At 45.9% G+C, this 21,005-nt stretch carries 16 protein-coding genes; 13 read left to right on the forward strand and 3 right to left on the reverse strand.

From position 1 onward, the window contains the following. The first annotated feature begins 71 nt into the window (after positions 1-71). The 13 genes from ICE89_RS00480 to ICE89_RS00540 all read left to right on the forward strand — a co-directional run bounded on the left by ICE89_RS00480 (position 72) and on the right by ICE89_RS00540 (position 17,227). Complete coding sequence (locus tag ICE89_RS00480) at positions 72-1,091, forward strand: cytochrome D1 domain-containing protein (RefSeq protein WP_370625324.1); 1,020 nt, start codon at positions 72-74, stop codon at positions 1,089-1,091. 8 nt (positions 1,092-1,099) lie between these two features. Continuing rightward, positions 1,100-1,888 carry a polysaccharide deacetylase family protein gene (locus ICE89_RS00485; protein WP_216264265.1) on the forward strand — a complete coding sequence of 263 codons (789 nt, stop codon included), beginning with the start codon at positions 1,100-1,102 and terminating at the stop codon, positions 1,886-1,888. Between the two features lie 3 nt (positions 1,889-1,891). Next, complete coding sequence (locus ICE89_RS00490; RefSeq protein WP_216264266.1) at positions 1,892-2,863, forward strand: sterol desaturase family protein; 972 nt, start codon at positions 1,892-1,894, stop codon at positions 2,861-2,863. A gap of 29 nt (positions 2,864-2,892) precedes the next feature. Beyond that, positions 2,893-3,762: an EI24 domain-containing protein gene (locus ICE89_RS00495; protein ID WP_216264267.1), complete on the forward strand. Its 870-nt coding sequence runs from the start codon at positions 2,893-2,895 to the stop codon at positions 3,760-3,762. Beyond that, entirely contained in the window at positions 3,755-4,615 is an 861-nt protein-coding gene (locus ICE89_RS00500) for a molybdopterin-binding protein (RefSeq protein ID WP_216264268.1), read from the forward strand. Before ICE89_RS00495 ends, ICE89_RS00500 begins: the two co-directional genes overlap by 8 nt. A gap of 199 nt (positions 4,616-4,814) precedes the next feature. After that, a complete protein-coding gene (glnA, locus tag ICE89_RS00505; protein ID WP_072582200.1) occupies positions 4,815-6,230 on the forward strand; it encodes a type I glutamate--ammonia ligase in 1,416 nt (471 codons plus the stop codon). Positions 6,231-6,256: 26 nt separating this feature from the next. Next, positions 6,257-7,378: a nitrogen regulation protein NR(II) gene (glnL, locus tag ICE89_RS00510; RefSeq protein WP_370625325.1), complete on the forward strand. Its 1,122-nt coding sequence runs from the start codon at positions 6,257-6,259 to the stop codon at positions 7,376-7,378. Further along, entirely contained in the window at positions 7,375-8,826 is a 1,452-nt protein-coding gene (gene ntrC, locus ICE89_RS00515; protein ID WP_216264270.1) for a nitrogen regulation protein NR(I), read from the forward strand. Before glnL ends, ntrC begins: the two co-directional genes overlap by 4 nt. Then, positions 8,819-9,667 carry an exodeoxyribonuclease III gene (gene xth, locus ICE89_RS00520; RefSeq protein ID WP_216264271.1) on the forward strand — a complete coding sequence of 283 codons (849 nt, stop codon included), beginning with the start codon at positions 8,819-8,821 and terminating at the stop codon, positions 9,665-9,667. Before ntrC ends, xth begins: the two co-directional genes overlap by 8 nt. A gap of 88 nt (positions 9,668-9,755) precedes the next feature. Then, complete coding sequence (locus ICE89_RS00525) at positions 9,756-11,432, forward strand: efflux transporter outer membrane subunit (RefSeq protein WP_216264272.1); 1,677 nt, start codon at positions 9,756-9,758, stop codon at positions 11,430-11,432. After that, positions 11,429-12,682, forward strand: coding sequence for an efflux RND transporter periplasmic adaptor subunit (locus ICE89_RS00530; protein ID WP_216264273.1), 1,254 nt, complete (start codon positions 11,429-11,431; stop codon positions 12,680-12,682). The genes ICE89_RS00525 and ICE89_RS00530 overlap by 4 nt, the downstream gene beginning before the upstream one ends. Before the next feature lie 2 nt (positions 12,683-12,684). After that, entirely contained in the window at positions 12,685-15,819 is a 3,135-nt protein-coding gene (locus ICE89_RS00535) for an efflux RND transporter permease subunit (protein WP_216264274.1), read from the forward strand. Between the two features lie 82 nt (positions 15,820-15,901). Beyond that, positions 15,902-17,227 carry a lipase family protein gene (locus ICE89_RS00540; protein ID WP_216264275.1) on the forward strand — a complete coding sequence of 442 codons (1,326 nt, stop codon included), beginning with the start codon at positions 15,902-15,904 and terminating at the stop codon, positions 17,225-17,227. Positions 17,228-17,297: 70 nt separating this feature from the next. Here ICE89_RS00540 and ICE89_RS00545 read toward each other — a convergent pair whose 3' ends face one another. The 3 genes from ICE89_RS00545 to ICE89_RS00555 are packed head-to-tail and all read right to left on the reverse strand — an operon-like array spanning position 17,298 to position 21,001. Then, positions 17,298-19,430 carry a M3 family metallopeptidase gene (locus ICE89_RS00545; protein ID WP_216264276.1) on the reverse strand — a complete coding sequence of 711 codons (2,133 nt, stop codon included), beginning with the start codon at positions 19,428-19,430 and terminating at the stop codon, positions 17,298-17,300. A gap of 53 nt (positions 19,431-19,483) precedes the next feature. Continuing rightward, positions 19,484-20,338, reverse strand: a complete 855-nt coding sequence (gene folD / locus ICE89_RS00550) for a bifunctional methylenetetrahydrofolate dehydrogenase/methenyltetrahydrofolate cyclohydrolase FolD (protein WP_216264277.1) — start codon at positions 20,336-20,338, stop codon at positions 19,484-19,486. Positions 20,339-20,353: 15 nt separating this feature from the next. Continuing rightward, on the reverse strand, positions 20,354-21,001 hold the full coding sequence (locus tag ICE89_RS00555) for a response regulator transcription factor (protein WP_216264278.1): 648 nt from the start codon (positions 20,999-21,001) through the stop codon (positions 20,354-20,356). Positions 21,002-21,005: the final 4 nt, after the last annotated feature.

Here is a 21,005-nt window from a genome sequence, read left to right on the forward strand (position 1 = left end):
ATCCACTGGATTAGGAGGTCTATTCAGTCTCCCCAATTGCTTACAATGGAGGGATGTACAAATTTATCAAAATTAGAGGTTTTCGCACAATCGCGACCTCTGCATTATTGGCGCTTTTGTTGGCCAATCAAACTGCTTTTGGGCAAACCACTAGCCCCGTAGCCTCATCAACTCCTGCAAATCAACCTAAGTTGGCAGTGATTCTGAATTCTGGTTCTGCATCTGTCAGTTTGATCGATATGAACACGCGTGAGATTGTTAAAACAATCCCAGTTGGTAAGGAACCTCATCACCTCATGATGACCCCAGATCAAAAATCATTATTGATTGCTAATGCTGCAGGTAATGATGTTGTATTGATGAATCCAACTACGGGTGAGTTGACTGGCAAGATTCCGAACATTATTGATCCATACCAAATTGGTTACTCCCCAAACCACAAATGGTTTATAGCCAATGGCAATCGCTTGGATCGAGTGGATATTTATGCTGCCGACAGTGCAAATCTCAAATTAGCTAAGACCGTAAAGCTGGGTAAGACACCTAGTCATATTGCTTTTACATCGGATAGCAAAATTGCATTTATTACTTTGCAAGACTCTAGTGAACTTGCTGCAATAGATCTTGAAACACAAAATGTATTGTGGGTAATGCCCACGGGTAAAGTGCCTGCTGGTTTGTGGATGACGCCTGGCGATCAATACCTCTTAGTGGGTATTACTGGTGATGACTATGTTCAAGTAATCGATTGGAAAAATCGCAAAGAAGTAAAGCGTATCCCTACTGGGAAGGGTGCTCATAACTTCCGTCCTTTAGGGGACAAAAAGCATGTATTTGTCAGCAACCGCATTGCTTCTACGATCAGCTTGATCAACATGCAAACCTTGGAGAAGGTGGGCGATATCACTGGACTGCCAGCTGGTCCAGACGATATGGAAATTACTCCAGATGGTAAAACGATGTGGGTTACTTTCCGCTTTTCTAAAAAGGTTGGGGTAATTGATATCCCAACAATGAAGTTGGTAACGGTGATTCCGGTTGGCAAGTCACCGCATGGTGTATTTTTCACTCCAAGGGCTGGATGGGAATAATTAATATCATGAAGCGCCTAAGTCCTAACGCATTCATCCTTATTGCAGCCGTGCTGATGCTCGGCTGTTTTTCATTGGGCGCCAATGCTCAAGCCGCAGAATGTAGCAAGAAGGTTTACCTCACTTTCGATACCGGCAATATGTCAGTGGCTGAAAAAGTGGCTGAGATTCTCAAGCGGCAAAACGTAAAGGCTACTTTTTTCTTGGCCAATGAAAAAACCTACCGCGGCGACTTTGCTTTAGATGATTCTTGGAAACCCTTTTGGCAGCAATTAGCAAAGGAAGGTAATCATTTTGGTAGCCATACTTACGACCATGATTACTTTGTGAAGGATGGCCCTAAGGGACAGGTTTTTGAGAAGCCGCAATTTGGTCCAAAGGCGGGAGAAACTGTTTTGTATAACGAGGCAGTAATGTGTAAGCAGATACGTCGGGTTGACCAGCGCTTTCATGAAATGACAAATCAGCCGCTGCAGAAAATCTGGCGTGCGCCCGGAGGTAAAACTTCGCCTACCTTGATTCGAATGGGTGATATGTGCGGTTATCAGCATATTGGCTGGGCTCCCGCTGGTTTCTTGGGAGATGAGTTGAACTCCGAGAAGCATCCCAATCACCTTCTGTTGGACAAAGCGAGTAGAGATCTAAAGGATGGCGATATCACCATGGCTCACTTGGGTATTTGGTCTAGAAAAGATCCATGGGCACCTGCGGTTTTGGAGCAGTTGATTGTTAACCTGAAGGGCCGTGGTTTCTGTTTTGGGCTACTGCCCAAAGATTCTGCAAATCAGTCAAAATAAAGCATGGACCTCACTACCGTCACCTCCATGATTGCGAATGCTTATGCCAGCGTTCAGGAGTTTTTGTTTGCTAATGTAGTGGGTCCGATTCTGTACCAATTCGACTTAATGTCTTGGGCTGAGGATGTATTTGATGGGATCGATTGGTTCTTATTTGGTTGTGTTCAGCTCTTCTTAATCATTGTTTTATTAAGAACGTGGGAGCGCCTAGCCCCAGCAGAAAAGCAAGAGCGTTTTTCAAAGTCGAGCAGGGCAGATGTTTTATATACCTTATTTCATCGTCTGGGAATATTTCATGGCTTGATTTTTATATGCCTATCTGGATTCTTTTTTGAGATTGATTCCATCCTGCATGATTTTCGTTTTGATCGCCTGAATGTAGAGTCCTGGTGGCCAGGCGTGACATCAGTTCCTGTTGTTAGCTTCGTAATCTATCTCATCATTCTGGACTTTGTTGATTTTCTTTATCACCGCGCTTCGCATGCGTTTAACTGGTGGTGGCAATTGCATGCCTTGCATCATAGTCAAACAGTAATGACGGCCTGGTCTGATAATCGTAGTCACATTCTGGATGATGTGATGCGAGCAGCAATCATGTCCTTCTTCGCGCTGTTGATTGGTGTATCGCCAGGACAATTCATCATATTGATTGCGCTGAGCCAATTTATTCAAAGTTGGCAACACGCCAATATTAAGGTTCACTTAGGTTCTGCTAAGTACCTATTGGTATCCCCAATGTTTCACCGTATGCATCATGCTGTGGGCTATGGGCATGAGGCTATAGGTAAACCCGGCGTATTGGGCGGTTGTAATTTTGGTGTTTTGTTTCCGTGGTGGGATATGTTATTCGGAACGGCCATCTTCACTAAAGAGGTCTATCCTACGGGAGTCAGAAATTTAACTGTTTCAGAAAATATCCTCACTCAACAATGGCAAAGCTTGGTGCGTGCCATTAAAGAATTCAAGCCTAAGTAGACTGCAAGTCTGCAGGCAATAGGAGTTGTATGGTCGGATTACCGCAAGTATTTAAATCGTTTGGCATGGCATTAGTTGGAACCATGCATCCGCGAATGTTATGGCTGAGCTTCAGGCCATTTTTGATCGTCTCAGTTTTATGGGGTTGCCTTATTTGGCTCACATGGACGCCAGCTTTAGAAACATTAAGCATCTTTCTAACAACTTCTGTCTTTACCAGTTGGATACAAGAGGGTTTAGTTTGGGCGGGCTTTGAAAATGCTAGGGCATGGATTGCGCCATTATTTTTTGTCATGCTAATCATCCCCTTGATTACGATTAGCTTGTTAGTCTTCATCGCGTTTTCAACGGTACCCTCGATTGTGAAAATTGCCTCTAGGCAATCACAATTTCAGGATCTAGAGTGCAAGAAGGGCGGCGGTTTCTTTGGTAATTTGATCTACAGCCTATGGTCAGCCCTCATTTGTCTTGCATTGGTGATGCTCACCCTACCTGTGTGGTGGGTTCCTCCGCTGGTGGCTGTCTTGCCTCCATTGTTATGGGGATGGTTAACGATGCGCCTCATGTCGTATGACGTTCTAGCAAAGCATGCCAGTTCAGAAGAGCGCGACCTTCTGCTTCAAAAATATCGCTGGCCTTTGTTCTGTATGGGTATCGTATCAGGGATGTTGGGCGCAGTGCCAACCTTCTTTTGGGCTACCTCCGCATTGGCTTTGGTGTTATTTCCAATAGTGAGCTTTATAGCCCTTTGGATTTATTCTCTGATTTTTGTGTTTGCTGCTTTATGGTTTAGCTACTTCTTATTAGATGCGCTGAAAGAATTGAGAGAAGAAGAGTTAGATCAAGCGCTCACAGTGCAATCTCGCGTTGTTGATATGGAACTGCCTTACCATGGTTGATGCAATTAAAAAAGTAGAAATAGAAGTGCCAAACAAAGCCCAACGTCGCTTTGGTTTAATCGTGATTGGTGATGAAATTTTGTCTGGTCGTCGTCAAGATAAGCACATGAGTAAGCTTATCGAGCTGCTCAATGAGCGTGGCCTCAGTCTTGCATGGGCTAAATACGTTGCTGATGATTCCGAGCAAATTACTGCAACACTCAAAGATAGTTTTGCAAGTGGTGATGTTGTGTTTAGTACTGGTGGCATTGGCGCGACACCGGATGATCACACTCGTCAATGTGCGGCACTTGCTCTCGGTACAAAAACTGAGTTACATCCAACTGCGCAAGAATTAATTGCTGGTCGTATTCAGTCGATGGCAGAAGGCGATCCAATCAAGTCTGATTTAAGCACTCCAGAAAATCAGCATCGCTTCAAGATGGGGGAGTTTCCGATTGGTAGTGAAATTATTCCAAACCCATACAACCAAATTCCAGGATTTCGGATACAGGAGCATCACTTTGTACCCGGCTTTCCGGTAATGGCTGCGCCGATGATGGCTTGGTGCTTAGATACTTACTACAAGGATCTTTTCCATCAAGAAAATTGGGCAGAGCAAAGCTTCATTGTTCCTAAGGGAGTTGAATCTACCTTGACCCCCCTAATGGAGCGCATAGAGGCTAATTTTCCAGGGGTGAAGGTCTTTAGTCTCCCCTCTGTCGGTGACGCCTCCAAGGGGGGTGTTTATGCCCAGCGTCATATTGAGCTGGGGATAAAGGGCAATGCCAACCTTTTAGAAAGCGCTTGGATTGCTCTGAGAACAGGCACCCAAGAGCTGGGTTACGAAATCCACGACATCAGCCAGTCTTAGTTGCACTAAAAAGGTGCAAATAGGGGTATTTAGGCTTGTATGAGGGGTATTTCAGCACTTAAACAGTGCAATAATGAGAGTTCCCATTTGTTTGCTTCAGTAAATTACATACATCCAGTAGGCATGTTTGGTGCCTGGAATGAACAAGGGTGTATGCCTTAAGTTTTGATTCCTAATTTAGTTAATAGAGGAGATTTGCATGACGAAGACCGTCGCTGATGTGATGAAGTTGGTTAAAGAGAAGGAATGTACTTTCGTTGATTTCCGCTTTGTGGATACAAAGGGTAAAGAACAACACACGACAGTGCCTATCTCTGCTTTTGACGAAGATAAATTTGAGAGCGGTCATGCATTTGACGGTTCCTCTATCGCTGGTTGGAAAGGTATTGAAGCTTCAGATATGTTGCTCAAACCAGATCCAACGGCTGCTTACATTGATCCATTCTATGAAGAGCCAACCTTGGTTCTCACCTGTGACGTTATTGAGCCAGCTGATGGCAAAGGTTACGATCGCGATCCACGTTCTATCGCTAAGCGCGCTGAAGCGTATTTGAAGAGCACCGGCTTAGGTGACGCTGCTTACTTTGGTCCAGAGCCAGAGTTCTTCATTTTTGACGGCGTTCGTTGGGGTGCCGACATGCAGGGTTGCTTCGTGAAGATTGATTCCGAAGAGGCTCCATGGTCATCTGGTGCTGAAATCGAAGGCGGTAATACTGGTCACCGTCCAGGTAAAAAAGGCGGTTACTTCCCAGTTGCTCCTGTAGATACATTCCAAGATATGCGTTCTGAAATGTGCTTGATTCTTGAATCATTGGGCATTCCAGTTGAAGTTCATCACCATGAAGTTGCTGGCCAAGGCCAAAACGAATTGGGTACTAAGTTCAGCACATTGACTCAACGCGCTGACTGGACTATCTGGCAGAAGTACGTTGTTCAAAACGTAGCGCATGCTTATGGCAAGACAGCAACTTTCATGCCTAAACCAGTAGTTGGCGATAACGGTTCTGGTATGCACGTACACCAATCCGTTTGGAAGAACGGTGAGAACTTGTTTGCTGGTAACGGTTATGCAGGTTTGTCAGAGTTTGCATTGTTCTACATTGGCGGCATCATCAAGCACGCTAAAGCATTGAATGCAATTACCAACCCAGGTACAAACTCATACAAGCGTTTGGTTCCAGGCTTTGAGGCTCCAGTGAAATTGGCTTACTCAGCACGTAATCGTTCTGCTTCAATCCGTATTCCACACGTTCCAAATCCTAAGGGTCGTCGTATTGAGACTCGTTTCCCAGATCCATTGGCTAACCCATACCTCTGCTTCTCAGCATTGCTGATGGCTGGTTTGGATGGCGTGCAGAACAAGATTCATCCAGGCGAAGCTGCGGACAAGAACTTGTATGACTTGCCACCAGAAGAAGATGCAAAGATCCCAACCGTTTGCGCAAGCTTGGAAGAGGCATTGGACGCATTGAAGAAAGATCATGAGTTCTTGACTCGTGGTGGAGTATTTACTGAATCTATGATTGATGCATATATCAATTTGAAGATGGAAGATGTCACACGTTTCCGTATGACTACCCATCCAATCGAATTTGATATGTACTACTCCCTGTAAGCGAAGGAGAGAACTTGAGCGCAGGTCTGTTGCGCAATTCGTTCAAGGGAGCAGCTACGGCTGCTCCTTTTTTTCCGACATTGCTTGATCAGATGCCCAATGCCATCGTGGTATTTGAGGCTGAGAACCAACAATTGGTGTACGTGAACCCGGCTGCCGAGTCAGCCTTGGACCTATCGCGTAAATCACTTGAGGGTCAATCTCTGCACAACTTATTTGGGGACAACGTAGCATTAAGTGACATGATTTCTGAGGTCAAACAGGGTCATGTATTAGCCCAACGCCAAGAAATGGTTTTGCATTCATTGCCGGGTAGCATTCATCAAGATTCCATTCCAGCGCATGTAGTGGTTGCAGCTTTGGATGATCCCGCACTGATCATGATGGAGTGGTTTCCGATCGATCAACAGTTGCGTAGTGAGCGCGATGAACGCGTGACACAGCAAGTTGAAGCAAATAAACAGTTAATGCGTAACCTAGCGCATGAGATTAAAAACCCATTGGGTGGCATTCGCGGAGCAGCTCAGCTTCTTGAGTTTGAGTTGCCTGACAAAGGCTTGCGCGAGTACACGCAAGTCATTATTAAAGAGTCAGATCGCCTGCAGACTTTGGTTGATCGTCTTTTAGCGCCGCATCGTAAGGCACATGTGATGGAATCCTTCAATGTGCACGAAGCATTAGAGCGCGTGCGTAGTCTAGTCTTGGCAGAGTTTCCAAAAGGTTTGCGAATTATTCGTAACTACGACACTAGTCTGCCCGATGTACTTGGTGACCGCGAACAATTGATTCAGGCAACCTTAAATATTGTGCATAACGCTGCACAAGCACTTTCCGAAGAGATTAGCAGTGGCATTGCACAAATTGAGTTAAAGACCCGCGTGGCGCGTTCAGTCACGATTGCAAAACATCGCTACAAATTAGCGATGGATCTGCATGTGATTGACAACGGTCCCGGCATTCCAGAAGAAATTATTGAACGCATCTTCTTCCCATTAGTTTCAGGGAGAGATGGTGGCAGTGGGCTTGGTCTTACCTTAGCGCAAACCTTTGTACAGCAGCATCAGGGATCTATTGCTTGTAATAGCCGTCCAGGGCGCACCGATTTTCATATTCAAATTCCATACCGTAGGCAGGAGAAATTATCATGAAACCAATTTGGATCGTTGACGATGATCAATCTATTCGTTGGGTCTTAGAAAAAGCTCTAGCGCGTGAAAATATTCCGCACAAGAGTTTCTCTAATCCAAACGATGTGCTAAATGCCTTGGAAAAAGAATCTCCTCAGGTGCTGATCTCCGATATTCGTATGCCCCGTGGCAACGGCTTGGATTTATTGCAACACGTGAAGGCAAGCCATCCGAATTTACCAGTAATCATTATGACGGCGTATTCTGATTTGGACTCCGCTGTCTCTTCATTTCAAGGTGGTGCCTTTGAATATCTCACCAAACCTTTTGATGTCGAAAAGGCGATTGAATTAATTCGTCGCGCAGTAGAGCAGGGTATCCGTAATGACTCTGGTGCGAAAGAGTTAACTGCGTGGAGGCAAGATGCTACTGAGATTATTGGTCAAGCACCAGCAATGCAGGAAATTTTTCGTGCCATTGGGCGCTTAGCTCAATCTAATGCCACAGTACTAATTACTGGTGAGTCCGGTACTGGTAAAGAGTTGGTTGCTCATGCCTTGCATAAGCACAGTCCTTGCGCCAAAGGGCCATTTGTCTCATTAAGCACTTCCGCTGTGCCAAAGGATTTATTGGAGTCGGAGTTATTTGGTCATGAGCGCGGTGCTTTCCTGGGTGCTCAGACCTTACGTCGAGGCCGTTTTGAACAAGCTGACGGCGGCACCCTATTCTTGGGTGAGGTTGGTGATTTACCTTTTGATCTGCAAACCCGTTTACTCCGCGTTCTAACTGACGGACATTTTTATCGCATCGGTGGACAAGACCCGATTAAGGCAAATGTTCGGATCATTGCTTCAAGGCATCAAAATTTGGATGCGAGAGTCGCCGCTGGTTTCTTCCGTGAAGACTTGTTGCATCGTTTGAATGTAATTCGTTTGCGTATGCCTTCATTACGTGAGCGTAGTGAAGACATTCCAATGTTAGCTAGACATTTCATGTTGAGCTGCGCCAAGTCTTTGGGTGTTGAACCTAAAAAATTGTCTGATGAAGTTTTAAAAGAAATGAGCGCAATGCCATTTCCGGGAAATGTACGTCAATTAGAGAACTTATGCCACTGGTTAACGGTGATGACGTCTGCAAACGTGATTGGCGTAAGCGATCTTCCGGCTGATATTGTTTCCGAAGCGAATGAACAACCCATCGTTATTCACGGCGAGTCTTCGCCAAGTAATCCCGTTGCTGCCAAGGTTGCTGTAGGTGACTGGGAGAGTGGTTTAGGGCGTTTGGCTGTCAAGATGTTGCAAGATGGTGATAAAGAGGTTTTTGATGCCTTGACCGCACGTTTTGAAAAGGCCGTATTGCAGGCAGCTCTAGAAGTTACTCGTGGCAGAAGAGTAGAGGCTGCCCAGCGTCTAGGTATTGGCCGTAATACGATTACTCGTAAGTTACAAGAGCTCGGCATTGATGACTGATTCAGTTCGAATAGCTGCGTGGAATGTGAACTCCTTAAAGGTTCGCCTTCCACAAGTGCTTCGTTGGTTACAAGATCAAGAAAGCAAGAAACAACCGATTGATGCGCTCTGCTTGCAAGAGCTTAAGCTCACGGATGATAAGTACCCCCACAAAGAGCTGGAGGATGCGGGTTACCTCAGTTTGGCTGCTGGTCAAAAGACTTATAACGGCGTTGCGATCATCTTGCGTAAAGCGGCACTCGCACCTATCGCTTCAGATATAGAAACAGCCTTTCTGAAGCCCACTAGAAACATACCCAGCTACGAAGATGAGCAGCAGCGCATCCTCGCGGCGACAGTGTGCTTTGCTGGTACGAAACCGATGAGACTGGTATCAGCCTATTTTCCAAATGGGCAATCGCCCGATAGCGACAAGTTTCAATACAAACTAGGCTGGTTGAAGGCATTGCAAAATTGGTTAACAGAAGAGCTCCACCTGAACGAACGCTTGGCACTCTTGGGTGACTTCAATATTGCTCCGGCAGATGAAGATGTGCATGATCCTAAGGCATGGGAAGGGCAGAACCTCGTTTCGCCACCAGAGCGTGATGCGTTTCAAGACCTGATTAAGCTTGGCCTCCATGATTCATTCAGAATGTTTGAGCAGGCGCCGAAAACCTTTAGTTGGTGGGATTACCGCATGATGGGTTTCAGAAGAAATGCCGGCATGCGCATTGATCACATTTTGTTGAGTGAGTCGCTCAAGGGAAGATGTAGTGCTAGCACGGTAGATAAAGTGCCTAGAGCCTGGGAACAGCCCTCGGACCACGCCCCTGTAATAGCAGTCATTAGCAAGGTTTAGTATTCTAAACTGGGGTTTATATTGGCTTATTATTGATACAAATAGCACCATTTGGTGGGCCCCTTAGCTTTAAAAACTGACCCCTTTAATGCCATTACCTAGAAATACTATTACCCATGCGCTCATAATTTCCGGCACCTTGATGCTTGCCGGTTGCATGATGGTTGGCCCAGATTTTGCAAGACCCCCTGTTAAGGCAGTAGATCAATATAAATCAACAGTACAAACTGAATTTACCGAATCTTTGGGTGAAAACTCAAACAAGATTCTGGATCCAGTAGATTGGTGGAAAGGCTTTAATGATCCGACGCTCAATGCCTTGCTAAAGCAAGCTACTGCACAAAACCTCACTTTGCAACAAACTGCGCTGAGAATATATCAACTGCAGGCGCAACTGGGTGTGAGTGATGCCGCATTATTGCCATCCGCCAATTTAAGTGCTTCGTATTCCAATACCCGCAATAGCGCAATTCAAGAAGCGATTAATGATCCCAATAATTTGGTCTCTAAAAATGCTTTGGTGCAGGTGAGTTGGGAGCTAGATTTTTGGGGAAAAAATCGCCGTGGAATTCAGAGCTCATTAAGCTCCTATTTATCTGGGGTTGTGGCCTTCTACTCGGCAGACGTGTCTTTAACTGCGGATGTTGCGAATACTTACATCAATATCCGCAACTATGAAGAGCTGATCATGGTTGCTAAAACCAATCTAGCTTTGCAAAAAGAAAGTTTACGTATCGCAGGTGCACGCTTTAAATACGGTGCCACATCGATGTTAGATCTGAGTCAGGCGCAAGCCCAGTATGAGCAGACGAAGGCCCAGATTCCGGCATTGATCGCAAATTTAAAGAAAAACCAGCATGCCATGAGTATTTTGCTGGGCGAGCCTCCTGAGTACTATGAAAAGACTTACGGCAACACTAAGGGAAGTCTGAAGCCTCCATCTGAGCTTGGCGTTGGTATGCCAAGGGATTTATTACGTCGCCGCCCAGATGTTCTGCAGGCCGAATTTGATGCCGCCTCTAAGTCCGCCTTGATTGGTGTAAGCAAGGCGCAACTGTTCCCGACATTTACCTTGGGCGGCCTCTTTGGTTATGCCACCTCAAATTACGGAACCTTATCCTCCGCTAATTTATTTAGTTGGGGCAATAACTCTTCTGGGGTAAACGCTGGAATTTCCTTGCCGCTGTTTTATAGAGGCGCAATTGTGGATCAAGTCCGCGTGCAGGATGCTATTTTCCAGCAGAGTCTGTTGGCTTATCAAAATCAAGTCTTGAATGCCCAGAAGGAAGTTGAAGATTCGCTCATTACTATCTCGACCACTAAAAGTTCAAAAGAAGATTTAACTCGCGGTGTGATTGCGGCGCAAAGTGCTGCAGATTTAGCTCTTGAGCGTTATAAGGCGGGGCAGAATGATTACACCACGGTCATCACTGCACAGCAGAATCTATTAAATATCCAAAACTCCCTAGTCCAAACTTCATCAAACGAGCTCATCGGATATGTAGGTGCATTTAAAGCGCTTGGTGGCGGTTGGACTGCTGACATGAGTCCACCTAAGTTGCCAGACCAGATGATTGCCGATATGACTGATCGCACAGATTGGGGTTCTGTTCTTACTAAGGCGGGCGATCCCTTAACGGTTAAGGTCGGAAAATTTTTGGTAGACGCTCCAGACCCATCAAAGCCCACTCAAGCTATGCCGCCAACTAAATTAGATATACCCAATACAACGACTCCGCCGACTCAGGGAAGTGCTGCGCCATGAAAGATCTATTAATAAAAGCCAAACTTTTGCTGATGCCCTTGTGGGGCAAGCTTGTGACTCTATGGGGCTCGCTCTTAGGAAAATGGAATGCATTCCTAGTAAAGCTAAGCACAGTTGAAATTCCCATTCTCAAGAAGAAACTTTCACCACGAACAATCGGGATTTCTTTATTAGTTCTCATTGCTTTGATTGCGTTAATCTGTTTGAAGTCTTGTGGCAAAGAAATTAAGCAGACCCCAATTCCAGTGACAACCGCTCAACCACTGTCTCAAGAGATCCGCAGTTTTGCAACCTTTGACGGTCTGGTTGATCCATACCTCACAGTGAACTTAGATGCACGCGTTAAGGGCTACCTTACTAAGATTGGTTTTGCTGACGGAGCGATGGTGAAGAAGGGCGATCTTCTGTTTGTCATTGAGCAGGACCAATACATACAAGAGGTGAAATTAAAGCAAGCAATTTATACCGAAGCTAAGCTTGAGTATGGACGTCAAAAATCTTTGCTCAAAGAAAATGCAACCTCGCAAGCAGCCGTTGATAAGGCTTTATCGCAATACCAGCAATCGGAGGCTAATTTAACGCTCGCAAAGATTAATTTGGGCTATACCGAAATCAGAGCACCTTTTGATGGACTCATGGGAAGACACTTATTGGATGTCGGCACCTATTTAGATTCCACTACAAAGGGCGTGCAACTCTCTACTATTCAGCAGATCTCACCCATTTATGTGTACTTCTCTATTAATGAGAGGGATTACTTAAAGTTTCAAAAGGGTCAAGATGCAAACGCAGAACGTAAGTCTGAAGTAAATACCTTACCTATCTATGCCGGTCTTCAAGGTGAAGTTGGATATCCTTTTGAGGGCGTCTTGGATTACGCCGCTAATTTGATTTCCACAGAGACTGGGTCCTTGCAATTGCGGGCAATATTCAAAAATGAGAAGTATGAGTTAATCCCTGGTTTATATGCTCGCGTTATGGCCCAGTATGGCGCACCAAGACAGGCTTTGCTCCTACCCAAGACTGCTGTAATGATGGATCAAGTGGGTGAGTATGTTTTTGTTTTAGATAATGCCATGCGTGCACAACGTCAAGACATTAGCTTAGGTCAGCGCTTTGAGAAGTATGTCGAGATCAGCAAAGGCTTGACTCCCGATAGTAAGGTGGTCATTAATGGCTTTATTAATCTGAGCATTAATCAAATTGCTAACCCAACACAGGTCACGCTTGAGGCAATGCCAGCTCGATAATCATGCTCTCTAAATTTTTTATCGAACGGCCGGTACTGGCTAATGTGATTGCTTTGGTCATGCTATTGATTGGGGCAGTGTCCATTAATAGCTTGCCGATCGCTCAGTACCCAAATATCGTTCCACCCACGATTCAGGTAACGGCACGATATCCAGGCGCAAGCGCCACGCTTGTACAGCAATTAGTAGCGAGTAATATTGAAACTCAGGTGAATGGTGTTGATGGCATGCTCTACATGGAGTCTGCATCCACCAATGACGGAAACTATACCCTCACCGTCACTTTTAAAGTGGGTACGAACCCTGATTTAGCTCAGGTCAATGTGCAAAACCGAGTGGCCATTGCGCTTCCCTCTTTACCTCAGGCAGTTCAAAAGCAGGGCGTCACAACTAAGACGCAATCGACTGCCATTCTGCAGTTCGTAACCCTGACTTCATCTAATCCGGAGCATGACGGCTTATTTTTAAGTAACTTGGCAAATCTCAAGTTACAGCAACGCTTAGCGCGATTACCAGGTGTAGCTGCCGCCAACGTCTTTGGTGTGGGCAATTACAGTATGCGAGTTTGGCTTGACCCTGCCCAGCTCAAGATGCGCAATCTGACGCCAAGTGATGTGATAGCCGTCATTAATCGGCAAAACGTATTGCTCACAGCGGGTCAAATTGGGGCGCCACCAACACCACTGGGTCAAGATTTTCAGCTGACGCTCAATGTCACCAGTGCTATGACAACCCCTGAGCAGTTCGGCAGAATTGTTGTCAAGGCTGGCAACAAGGCTGAAATCACGTACTTGCGTGATATCGCCAGAATAGAAATGGGTAGTCAGAACTACAGTCAATTCTTCAAGATTGATGACAAGCCTGCAGGTGGCATAGCCATTTACCAAATGCCAGGTGCTAATGCGATTGCTACTGCACAAGCAGTTCAGGATGAGATGAAGAGTATTGCCAAGACACTTCCAAAAGAAGTGACTTGGGCTATTCCGTTTGATACCACGATGTTTGTGAAGGCCTCTATTCATGAGGTCTATAAAACGCTTTATGAGGCGGGCATCTTAGTGCTTCTCGTAATCATGATTTTCTTGCAGAACTGGCGTGCCACGCTGGTGCCTGCTACAACAGTGCCGGTCACGATTATTGGCGCATTTGCTTGTATGGCCGCCTTGGGCTTCTCTATCAACTTACTCACCTTGTTCGCAATCGTTCTATGTATCGGTATTGTGGTGGACGATGCGATTGTGGTGGTTGAAGCGGTTTCCAAGAAGGTGGAAGAGGGTGAAGATCCTAAGCAAGGTGCAATTGATGCCATGACTGCTTTGATGGGTCCTATTATTGGTATTACCTTAGTCTTGATGGCCGTGTTTATTCCAGCTTCGTTTATTGCTGGTATTACCGGGCAAATGTATCGGCAGTTTGCTTTAGTGATTGCAGCAACTGCTTTGATTAGCGGTATCAATGCGATTACTCTGAAACCAACCCAGTCAGCGCAGTATCTCAAGCCGATTGACCCTAACAAGGTTAAAAATAAGCTCTATCAAAAATTTGATTTGTATTTCAATCGCTTGGCGACTTGGTATGGCCACAAGATTGAAGGCTTGATGAAGAATCGAGCTAAAGCATCGATGGTGGGGATTGCGATTATTGCCGCCTCTCTCATCGGCTTGATGTTTGTACCTTCTGGCTTTATTCCAAACGAAGACCAGGGCTATTTGGTAGTTTCAACTACCTTGCCTGATGCGGCTTCTTTGCAGCGGACCGAGAGTGGGATGAAAAAAGCGGTTGACGTTATTAAGAAGGTTCCTGGTGTTGATACTGTGGTGGTAATCGGCGGCATTAATTTGCTGAACAACAGTAGCTCCCAATCAAATGCAGGCGGCTTATACGTCATCATGAAGAAATGGGAAGAGCGGGGCAAAGGTGAGGGCCTGCGTGATATCTATAACAATATGAATCAAGGCCTGAAGCAAGTTCAAGAGCTTAAGTCTTTTGTGCTCTTGCCACCAGCCATTCCGGGTTTGGGTCTATCGGGCGGTTTTGAGATGAGACTGATGCTGACGGATGGCAGTAATAATTTTGCTAAGTTAGATGCTGCCGCTAAGACCTTTATTTCTGAGGCGCAAAAGCATCCAGAGATCATGATGATCTTTACGCCATTCCAAAACAATGTTCCGCAACTCCAACTCACCTTCAATGTAGGTAGGGCTGAAACTTTTGGTGTCGATATTGGGGATGCTTATGATGTATTGCAATCCTATCTTGGATCCTCTTACGTCAATCAATTCTTCAAATACGGCCAAACCTACCAAGTCTATGTGCAGGCTGACGGTAAGTACCGCAACGCTATAGAGCAGGTAAATCGTCTGTATGTAAAAAACAAGAGCGGCAATATGGTCCCCCTGGGATCCTTCATCGATGTCAAAGACACTACTGGACCAGCGTTTGCTTCACAGTTCCAGCTTTATCCTTCTGCTGCCGTCCTTGGTGCCGCCAATGATGGCTATAGCTCTGGACAGGCAATGAAGGTGCTGGCGCAGGTAGCTGCTAAAACTTTGCCTGATGGTGTTGCTTACCAGTGGGCTGGCATGTCTTATCAAGAGGATCTAGTTGGAAATACCGTGATCTTGATCTTTGCGCTTTCAATTTTGTTGGTGTACTTAGTGCTCGCTGCTCAATATGAAACTTGGATAGCGCCGCTAGCTGTTCTGACTGCAGTGCCACTTTCCTTATCCGGAACTGTATTGGCCTTATTGCTAACAGGCCTGTCAAATAATATTTATGTTCAGATTGGTCTAGTGTTAATGATTGCGCTCTCATGCAAAAACTCGATTTTGATTGTTGAGGTTGCCATTGAGTGCAGGCATAAAGGCATGAGTTTTGTTGATGCTGCCCTTGAAGCCTCAAGAGAGCGCTTTAGACCAATTGTGATGACATCAATTGCCTTTATTTTGGGTGTCATGCCTTTGCTTCTATCTACTGGTGCGGGTGCAGCAGCGCGTATCTCCTTAGGCATTACCGTATTTAGCGGCATGATTGCCTCTACCTGCCTTGCAGTGGCATTGGTACCGGTCTTTTATGTAGAAATCGAAACCTTCTTTGAGCGCCGCGCGAACAAGAAAGCCGCCAAGAATCAGCAATAAATGAAGCAAATAGGATGTATTGCTGCCCACTGGATCTTAGTGTTTAATGATATTTTTGGATCCTAACTTACCCATTTAAGCCATGAAAAAAATGACTCGTATTTCTACTTTAGCTTTAGCACTCTGCTCTGCTCTGAGTATACTTTCTACTACTGTATATGCTGATCCGCCTGTTCCTCCTTTTTATGAGGAGGTTATCAAAATGAGTCCCGATGGTAAGCTCGGACAAATTCTGAAAAAAGAAAAAATCAAGACGTCTGTTCAGGGTGCTCAAGCTTGGAAGATTGCATACATCACATCTGATGTTGGTGGGCGCAAGCATCTTGCCACTGGCTTGGTAGTAGCCCCGATTGGCACACCACCTAAAGAGGGCAGGCCTATCATGGCTTGGGGGCATGGGACAACTGGCGCTGCACAAAATTGTGGCCCTTCACAAGTTCTCAATCCAACAGCCCCCCTCAATGAATACTTTTTAGTTGGCGGAAATTCTTGGATGGATTACGGCATTCCTAGTGTTGAAGAATTTATCAAAGACGGATATGTAGTGGTTGCAACGGATTACCAAGGCTTAGGTGGCGGAGGTGAGCATCAATACGCTTTGGCAGCAACCAATGCCATGGATATGATTGATTCGGCTAGAGCTGCTAGCGCTTTAAAGGAGGCTGGCGCTGGTAAGAAGACGATTATCTATGGTTGGTCGCAGGGTGGTGGCGCTGTAGTTGCTGCAGCAAGCTTGCCAGAATACATCTCTAAAAAGGGAACAATTGCCGATGGCATTGAGCTCGTTGGCGTGATTGCCCTAGCGCCAGATGATATCGCCATCATGATGCCCAATTCAACAGTAGATGAAGTGAGTGCACAAAAATCATTAAGTGGAATCGTTAAGATGTTTACTGGCAATGTTTTTGATTTTTCACATATGGCAATGAGTATGTGGGGTGTGAGGGCTGGTAATCCAAACCTAAAGCTCACCGATATCTTTACGAGTGACGGCGCTAAAGTGCTCGACGAGGTTATCCGAAACAAATGTATGCATGCTGTGGCGGATACACTGAATTTCAACTACAGCAGCCAGTACAAAACATTATTAAAAGATCAATTCACCAATTCTCTTGAGTGGACAAAAGCTATGGTCAAGGGCAGCGTGAATCCTGAAAAACCGATTGCACCGGTAGTGATCTATTGGGGTAATAAGGACACCACGAATCCCCCAATTATGGGCAAGCTCTATCAGGAGCAGATGTGTAAATTAGGGGGCAATGTTAATAGGGTTGAGTTGCCGGGCGATAACACTCATTTCACAACTCCTGGAGCCTCTGCACCCCTATATCAGGCCTGGATTAAAGATCGACTAGCAGGTAAGCCGGCACTAAATAATTGTCAGCTAGCAGCCCAGCTCCCAAGTTAGATCACGAGCTTTCTAATAAAAAACCCATCTATAGCGATGGGTTTTTTATTTAGAGCTATAGGCTTAACTCTTATGCTAACCCGCCATGGCGCAATAAGGCATCAATGCTTGGCTCTCTCCCTCTAAAGGCTTTAAAAGATTCAGCCGCAGGGCGACTGCCACCAACCTCTAAAATCTCTTCACGATAACGAGCACCTGTTTTCTCATCTAAGACGCTGCCAGTGAGTTTTGCTGCTTCCTCAAAAGCTGAGTAGACATCAGCAGATAAGACTTCCGCCCACTTATAGCTGTAATACCCAGCCGCATAACCACCGGCAAAGATATGGCTAAAGGTATTGATCCAACGAGAGATGGCTGGTTGCGGAATAACGTTGAATTCATCCGCAATTGCTCTGGAAAGGTCTAATACTGCGTGACCTTGAGCATTTTTTGCATCAAAACTTGCATGTAAGCGCCAGTCGGTGAGAGACATCACGATCTGACGCAGAGTCATATAACCATTCTGGAAATTCTTGGCAGCGAGGATCTTGTCGAATAATTCGCGTGGAAGAGGCTTGCCAGTTTCGGCATGCGCAGTCATCTTTTCTAACACCTCCCACTCCCAGCAGAAGTTTTCCATAAACTGACTTGGTAACTCTACTGCATCCCATTCAACACCATTGATACCTGAAACCCCTAAAGCGCTAACTTGAGTGAGAAGGTGGTGCAAACCATGGCCACTCTCATGGAAGAGGGTGATGACATCATCATGGGTAATGGTAGGTTGACGCAACACACCATCGACCTTGACTGGCGGCGCAAAGTTGCAAACCAAATAAGCAACGGGCACTTGAATTTCACCATTAGGTAAAACTCTACGACCACGGGCATCATCCATCCAGGCCCCGCCACGCTTGCCAGGACGAGCATAGGGATCCAGGTAGAAGTAGGCCGCGATATCACCCTTGGCATTTTTCACGGCAAAGGATTGCACATCGGCATGCCAAGTTGGCAAATCCGTTGCTTCAATCTTAACTCCAAACAGAGCCTGAATGACTTGGAAGAGACCATCTAACACCTTAGGTAGAGGGAAGTATTGCTTGAGCTCATTCTCCGAAAAGGAATAGCGTTCCTGTTTTAATCTTTCTGATGCAAAAGCAACATCCCACGGCTCTAAGCCATCAGCAATAGATAGCTCGGTCTTGGCAAACTCAGATAGCTCTTGCCAATCTTTTAATGCAAATGGTTTTGCTTTCTGCGCGAAGTTAGTCAGGAAGGAGTCGACTTCATCAACACTGCTTGCCATCTTTGGAGCCAAACTCAGTGCGGCATAGTTTTTGAAGCCGAGCATATGAGCTTCCTCATCGCGCAGTCTTAACTGATCGAGCATGTTCTGAGTATTGTCCCAATCCAGTTTACCTTTGGCGTATTGAGGTGCCAGCTCAGAAGCGCGGGTGACATAAGCTTCATACATCAAGCGACGCAGCGCCCGATTCTCTGAGTACTGCATGACAGGGTAGTAGGAAGGGAAGTGCAACGTGAATGCCCAACCCTGCAAGTTTTTCTGCAGGGCAGTATCCGCGGCAGCAGCAATAGCATCCTCAGGTAGGCCCACTAGGTCAGCTTTATCGCTTACAAGATGAACAAAGCCATCAGTAGCATCTAAGACATGGTCTGAAAAGGCTTTACCTAAGGTTGCCTGCTCATCCTGAATTTGTGAAAAGCGGGGCTTGTCTGCATCACTAAGTTCTGCTCCACCCAGACGAAAGTCTCGTAAGGAGTTTTCAATGACTTTCTTTTGAGCCGCACTTAATTTTGAAAAGTCAGGCCCTTTGCTGAGTTCTTTAAACTTTTTGTAGAGCTCTAAATTTTGACCAAGGCTTGAGAAGAAAGCGGTGACCTTAGGTAGCATCTCGCCATAGGCAGCGCGTAACTCCGGGGTATCGGCAACGCTATTGAGATGAGATATCACGCCCCAAGACCTACCAAAAAATTCAGTAGCATCTTCTAGTGGTTCGGCGAGGGCATCCCAAGTAGATGGAGTACCTGGATTGACTGCCACATCCACAGCGTCTTGCGCTTGCTTGAGTAAATATTCAATTGCTGGTGCAATATGCTCAGGCTTGACTTCTGAGTAGGCAGCAATGCCGCGCCCAAAAGTAGTCAGTGGATTGTTTTGCAATTCTGCGGGGAGGGCGCTGGAGAGAGATATGGATGTAGTCATCCCTCTAGCTTAATGGACTGGGAGCAATTTTGCCAAAAGTCCCAGCTAATTCCTCAGAGCTTGGCGGCCTTTTCAGCAGCTTCCAAGGTATTCATGAGAAGCATAGTGATGGTCATTGGGCCAACACCACCTGGAACTGGGGTAATCCAACCGGCAATGTATTTGGCTGTATCAAAATCCACGTCGCCACAGAGTTTGCCATCAGGCAGGCGATTAATGCCCACATCAATGACAACGGCACCGTTCTTCACCATGTCGCCAGTAATCATTTTGGGTTTACCGGTAGCAACCACCAAAATGTCGGCATCCTTGGTGTGATGTGCCAAGTCACGAGTCTTGCTATTGCAAATAGTGACCGTTGCACCGGCTTGCAATAGCAGCATCGCCATCGGCTTGCCCACAATATTGGAGGCGCCAACAATCACAGCGCGAGCACCGCGAATTGGGTAATCAATGCTTTCAAGAATCTTCATGCAGCCATATGGGGTGCAAGGCTTGAATTCTGGTTGGCCAACCATCAAGGCGCCAGCATTTGCAACGTGAAAGCCATCCACATCTTTTTCTGGGGCAATTGCTTCCAGAACGCGCTCAGAGGCAATGTGCTCAGGTAGCGGGAGTTGCACCAAGATCCCGTGTATTGCAGGATCCGCATTGAGGGTGGCAATACGAGCGAGTAACTCTTCTTCGCCTAGTTCTACAGAATAGCGCTCTAAAACAGAATGAATGCCAACGTCTTCACAGGCTTTTACCTTATTACGCACATATACCGCGCTAGCAGGGTTGTCACCAACCACGATGACTGCTAAACCAGGTCTAGTGCCTTTGGCGGTGACGATTGCACCACGTGCAGCAATTTCCGTACGTAGTTTTTTAGAGAGTATGTTTCCGTCTAATAATTGAGCTGGCATAGAAAACCCCGGGAATTAATTAGGTTGGGGATCAGACAAAGCTAGGCGGAGTAGGTCGGCAACCGTGTTGACGTTGAGCTTTTCCATGATGTTGGCGCGGTGTGCTTCAACAGTCTTAATAGAAATGCCGAGATCATCAGCAATTTGTTTATTCAAACGGCCTGCAACAATGCGCTCTAGAACCTGACGCTCACGACCAGTTAACTTGCTGAGTAAGCTCTGGGTAATTTTGCGTTGACTAGCTTGTGAATAATCGATGCGCGCTTTAGCAAGCATGCGATCCACTAAACCACAAAGATCATTTTCTTTAAAAGGCTTTTCAATAAAGTCTACTGCGCCACGTTTCATCGTGGAGACAGCCATCGATACATCGCCATGACCAGTGATGAATGCAACTGGCATTGGTAGGTTTTCGTTGGTTAACCGCTCTTGCAATTCAAGGCCTGACATACCAGGCATGCGCACATCCAAAATGGCGCAAGAGATGGTGGACTTATCGGTACTTTGCAAGGACTGTAAGAAACGTTCTGCGCTAGCATGGCATCGCACAACATAACCATTGCTTTCTAAGAGCCAAGTAAGAGAGTCTCTTACCGCTTCGTCATCATCAACTACATAGACAACTTCAGCTTGGTTTGGTTTTGCAGTAGCGCTTAAGTTCATATCA

Source organism: Polynucleobacter sp. AP-Kaivos-20-H2 (assembly GCF_018882215.1).
Classification (GTDB): Bacteria; Pseudomonadota; Gammaproteobacteria; order Burkholderiales; family Burkholderiaceae; genus Polynucleobacter.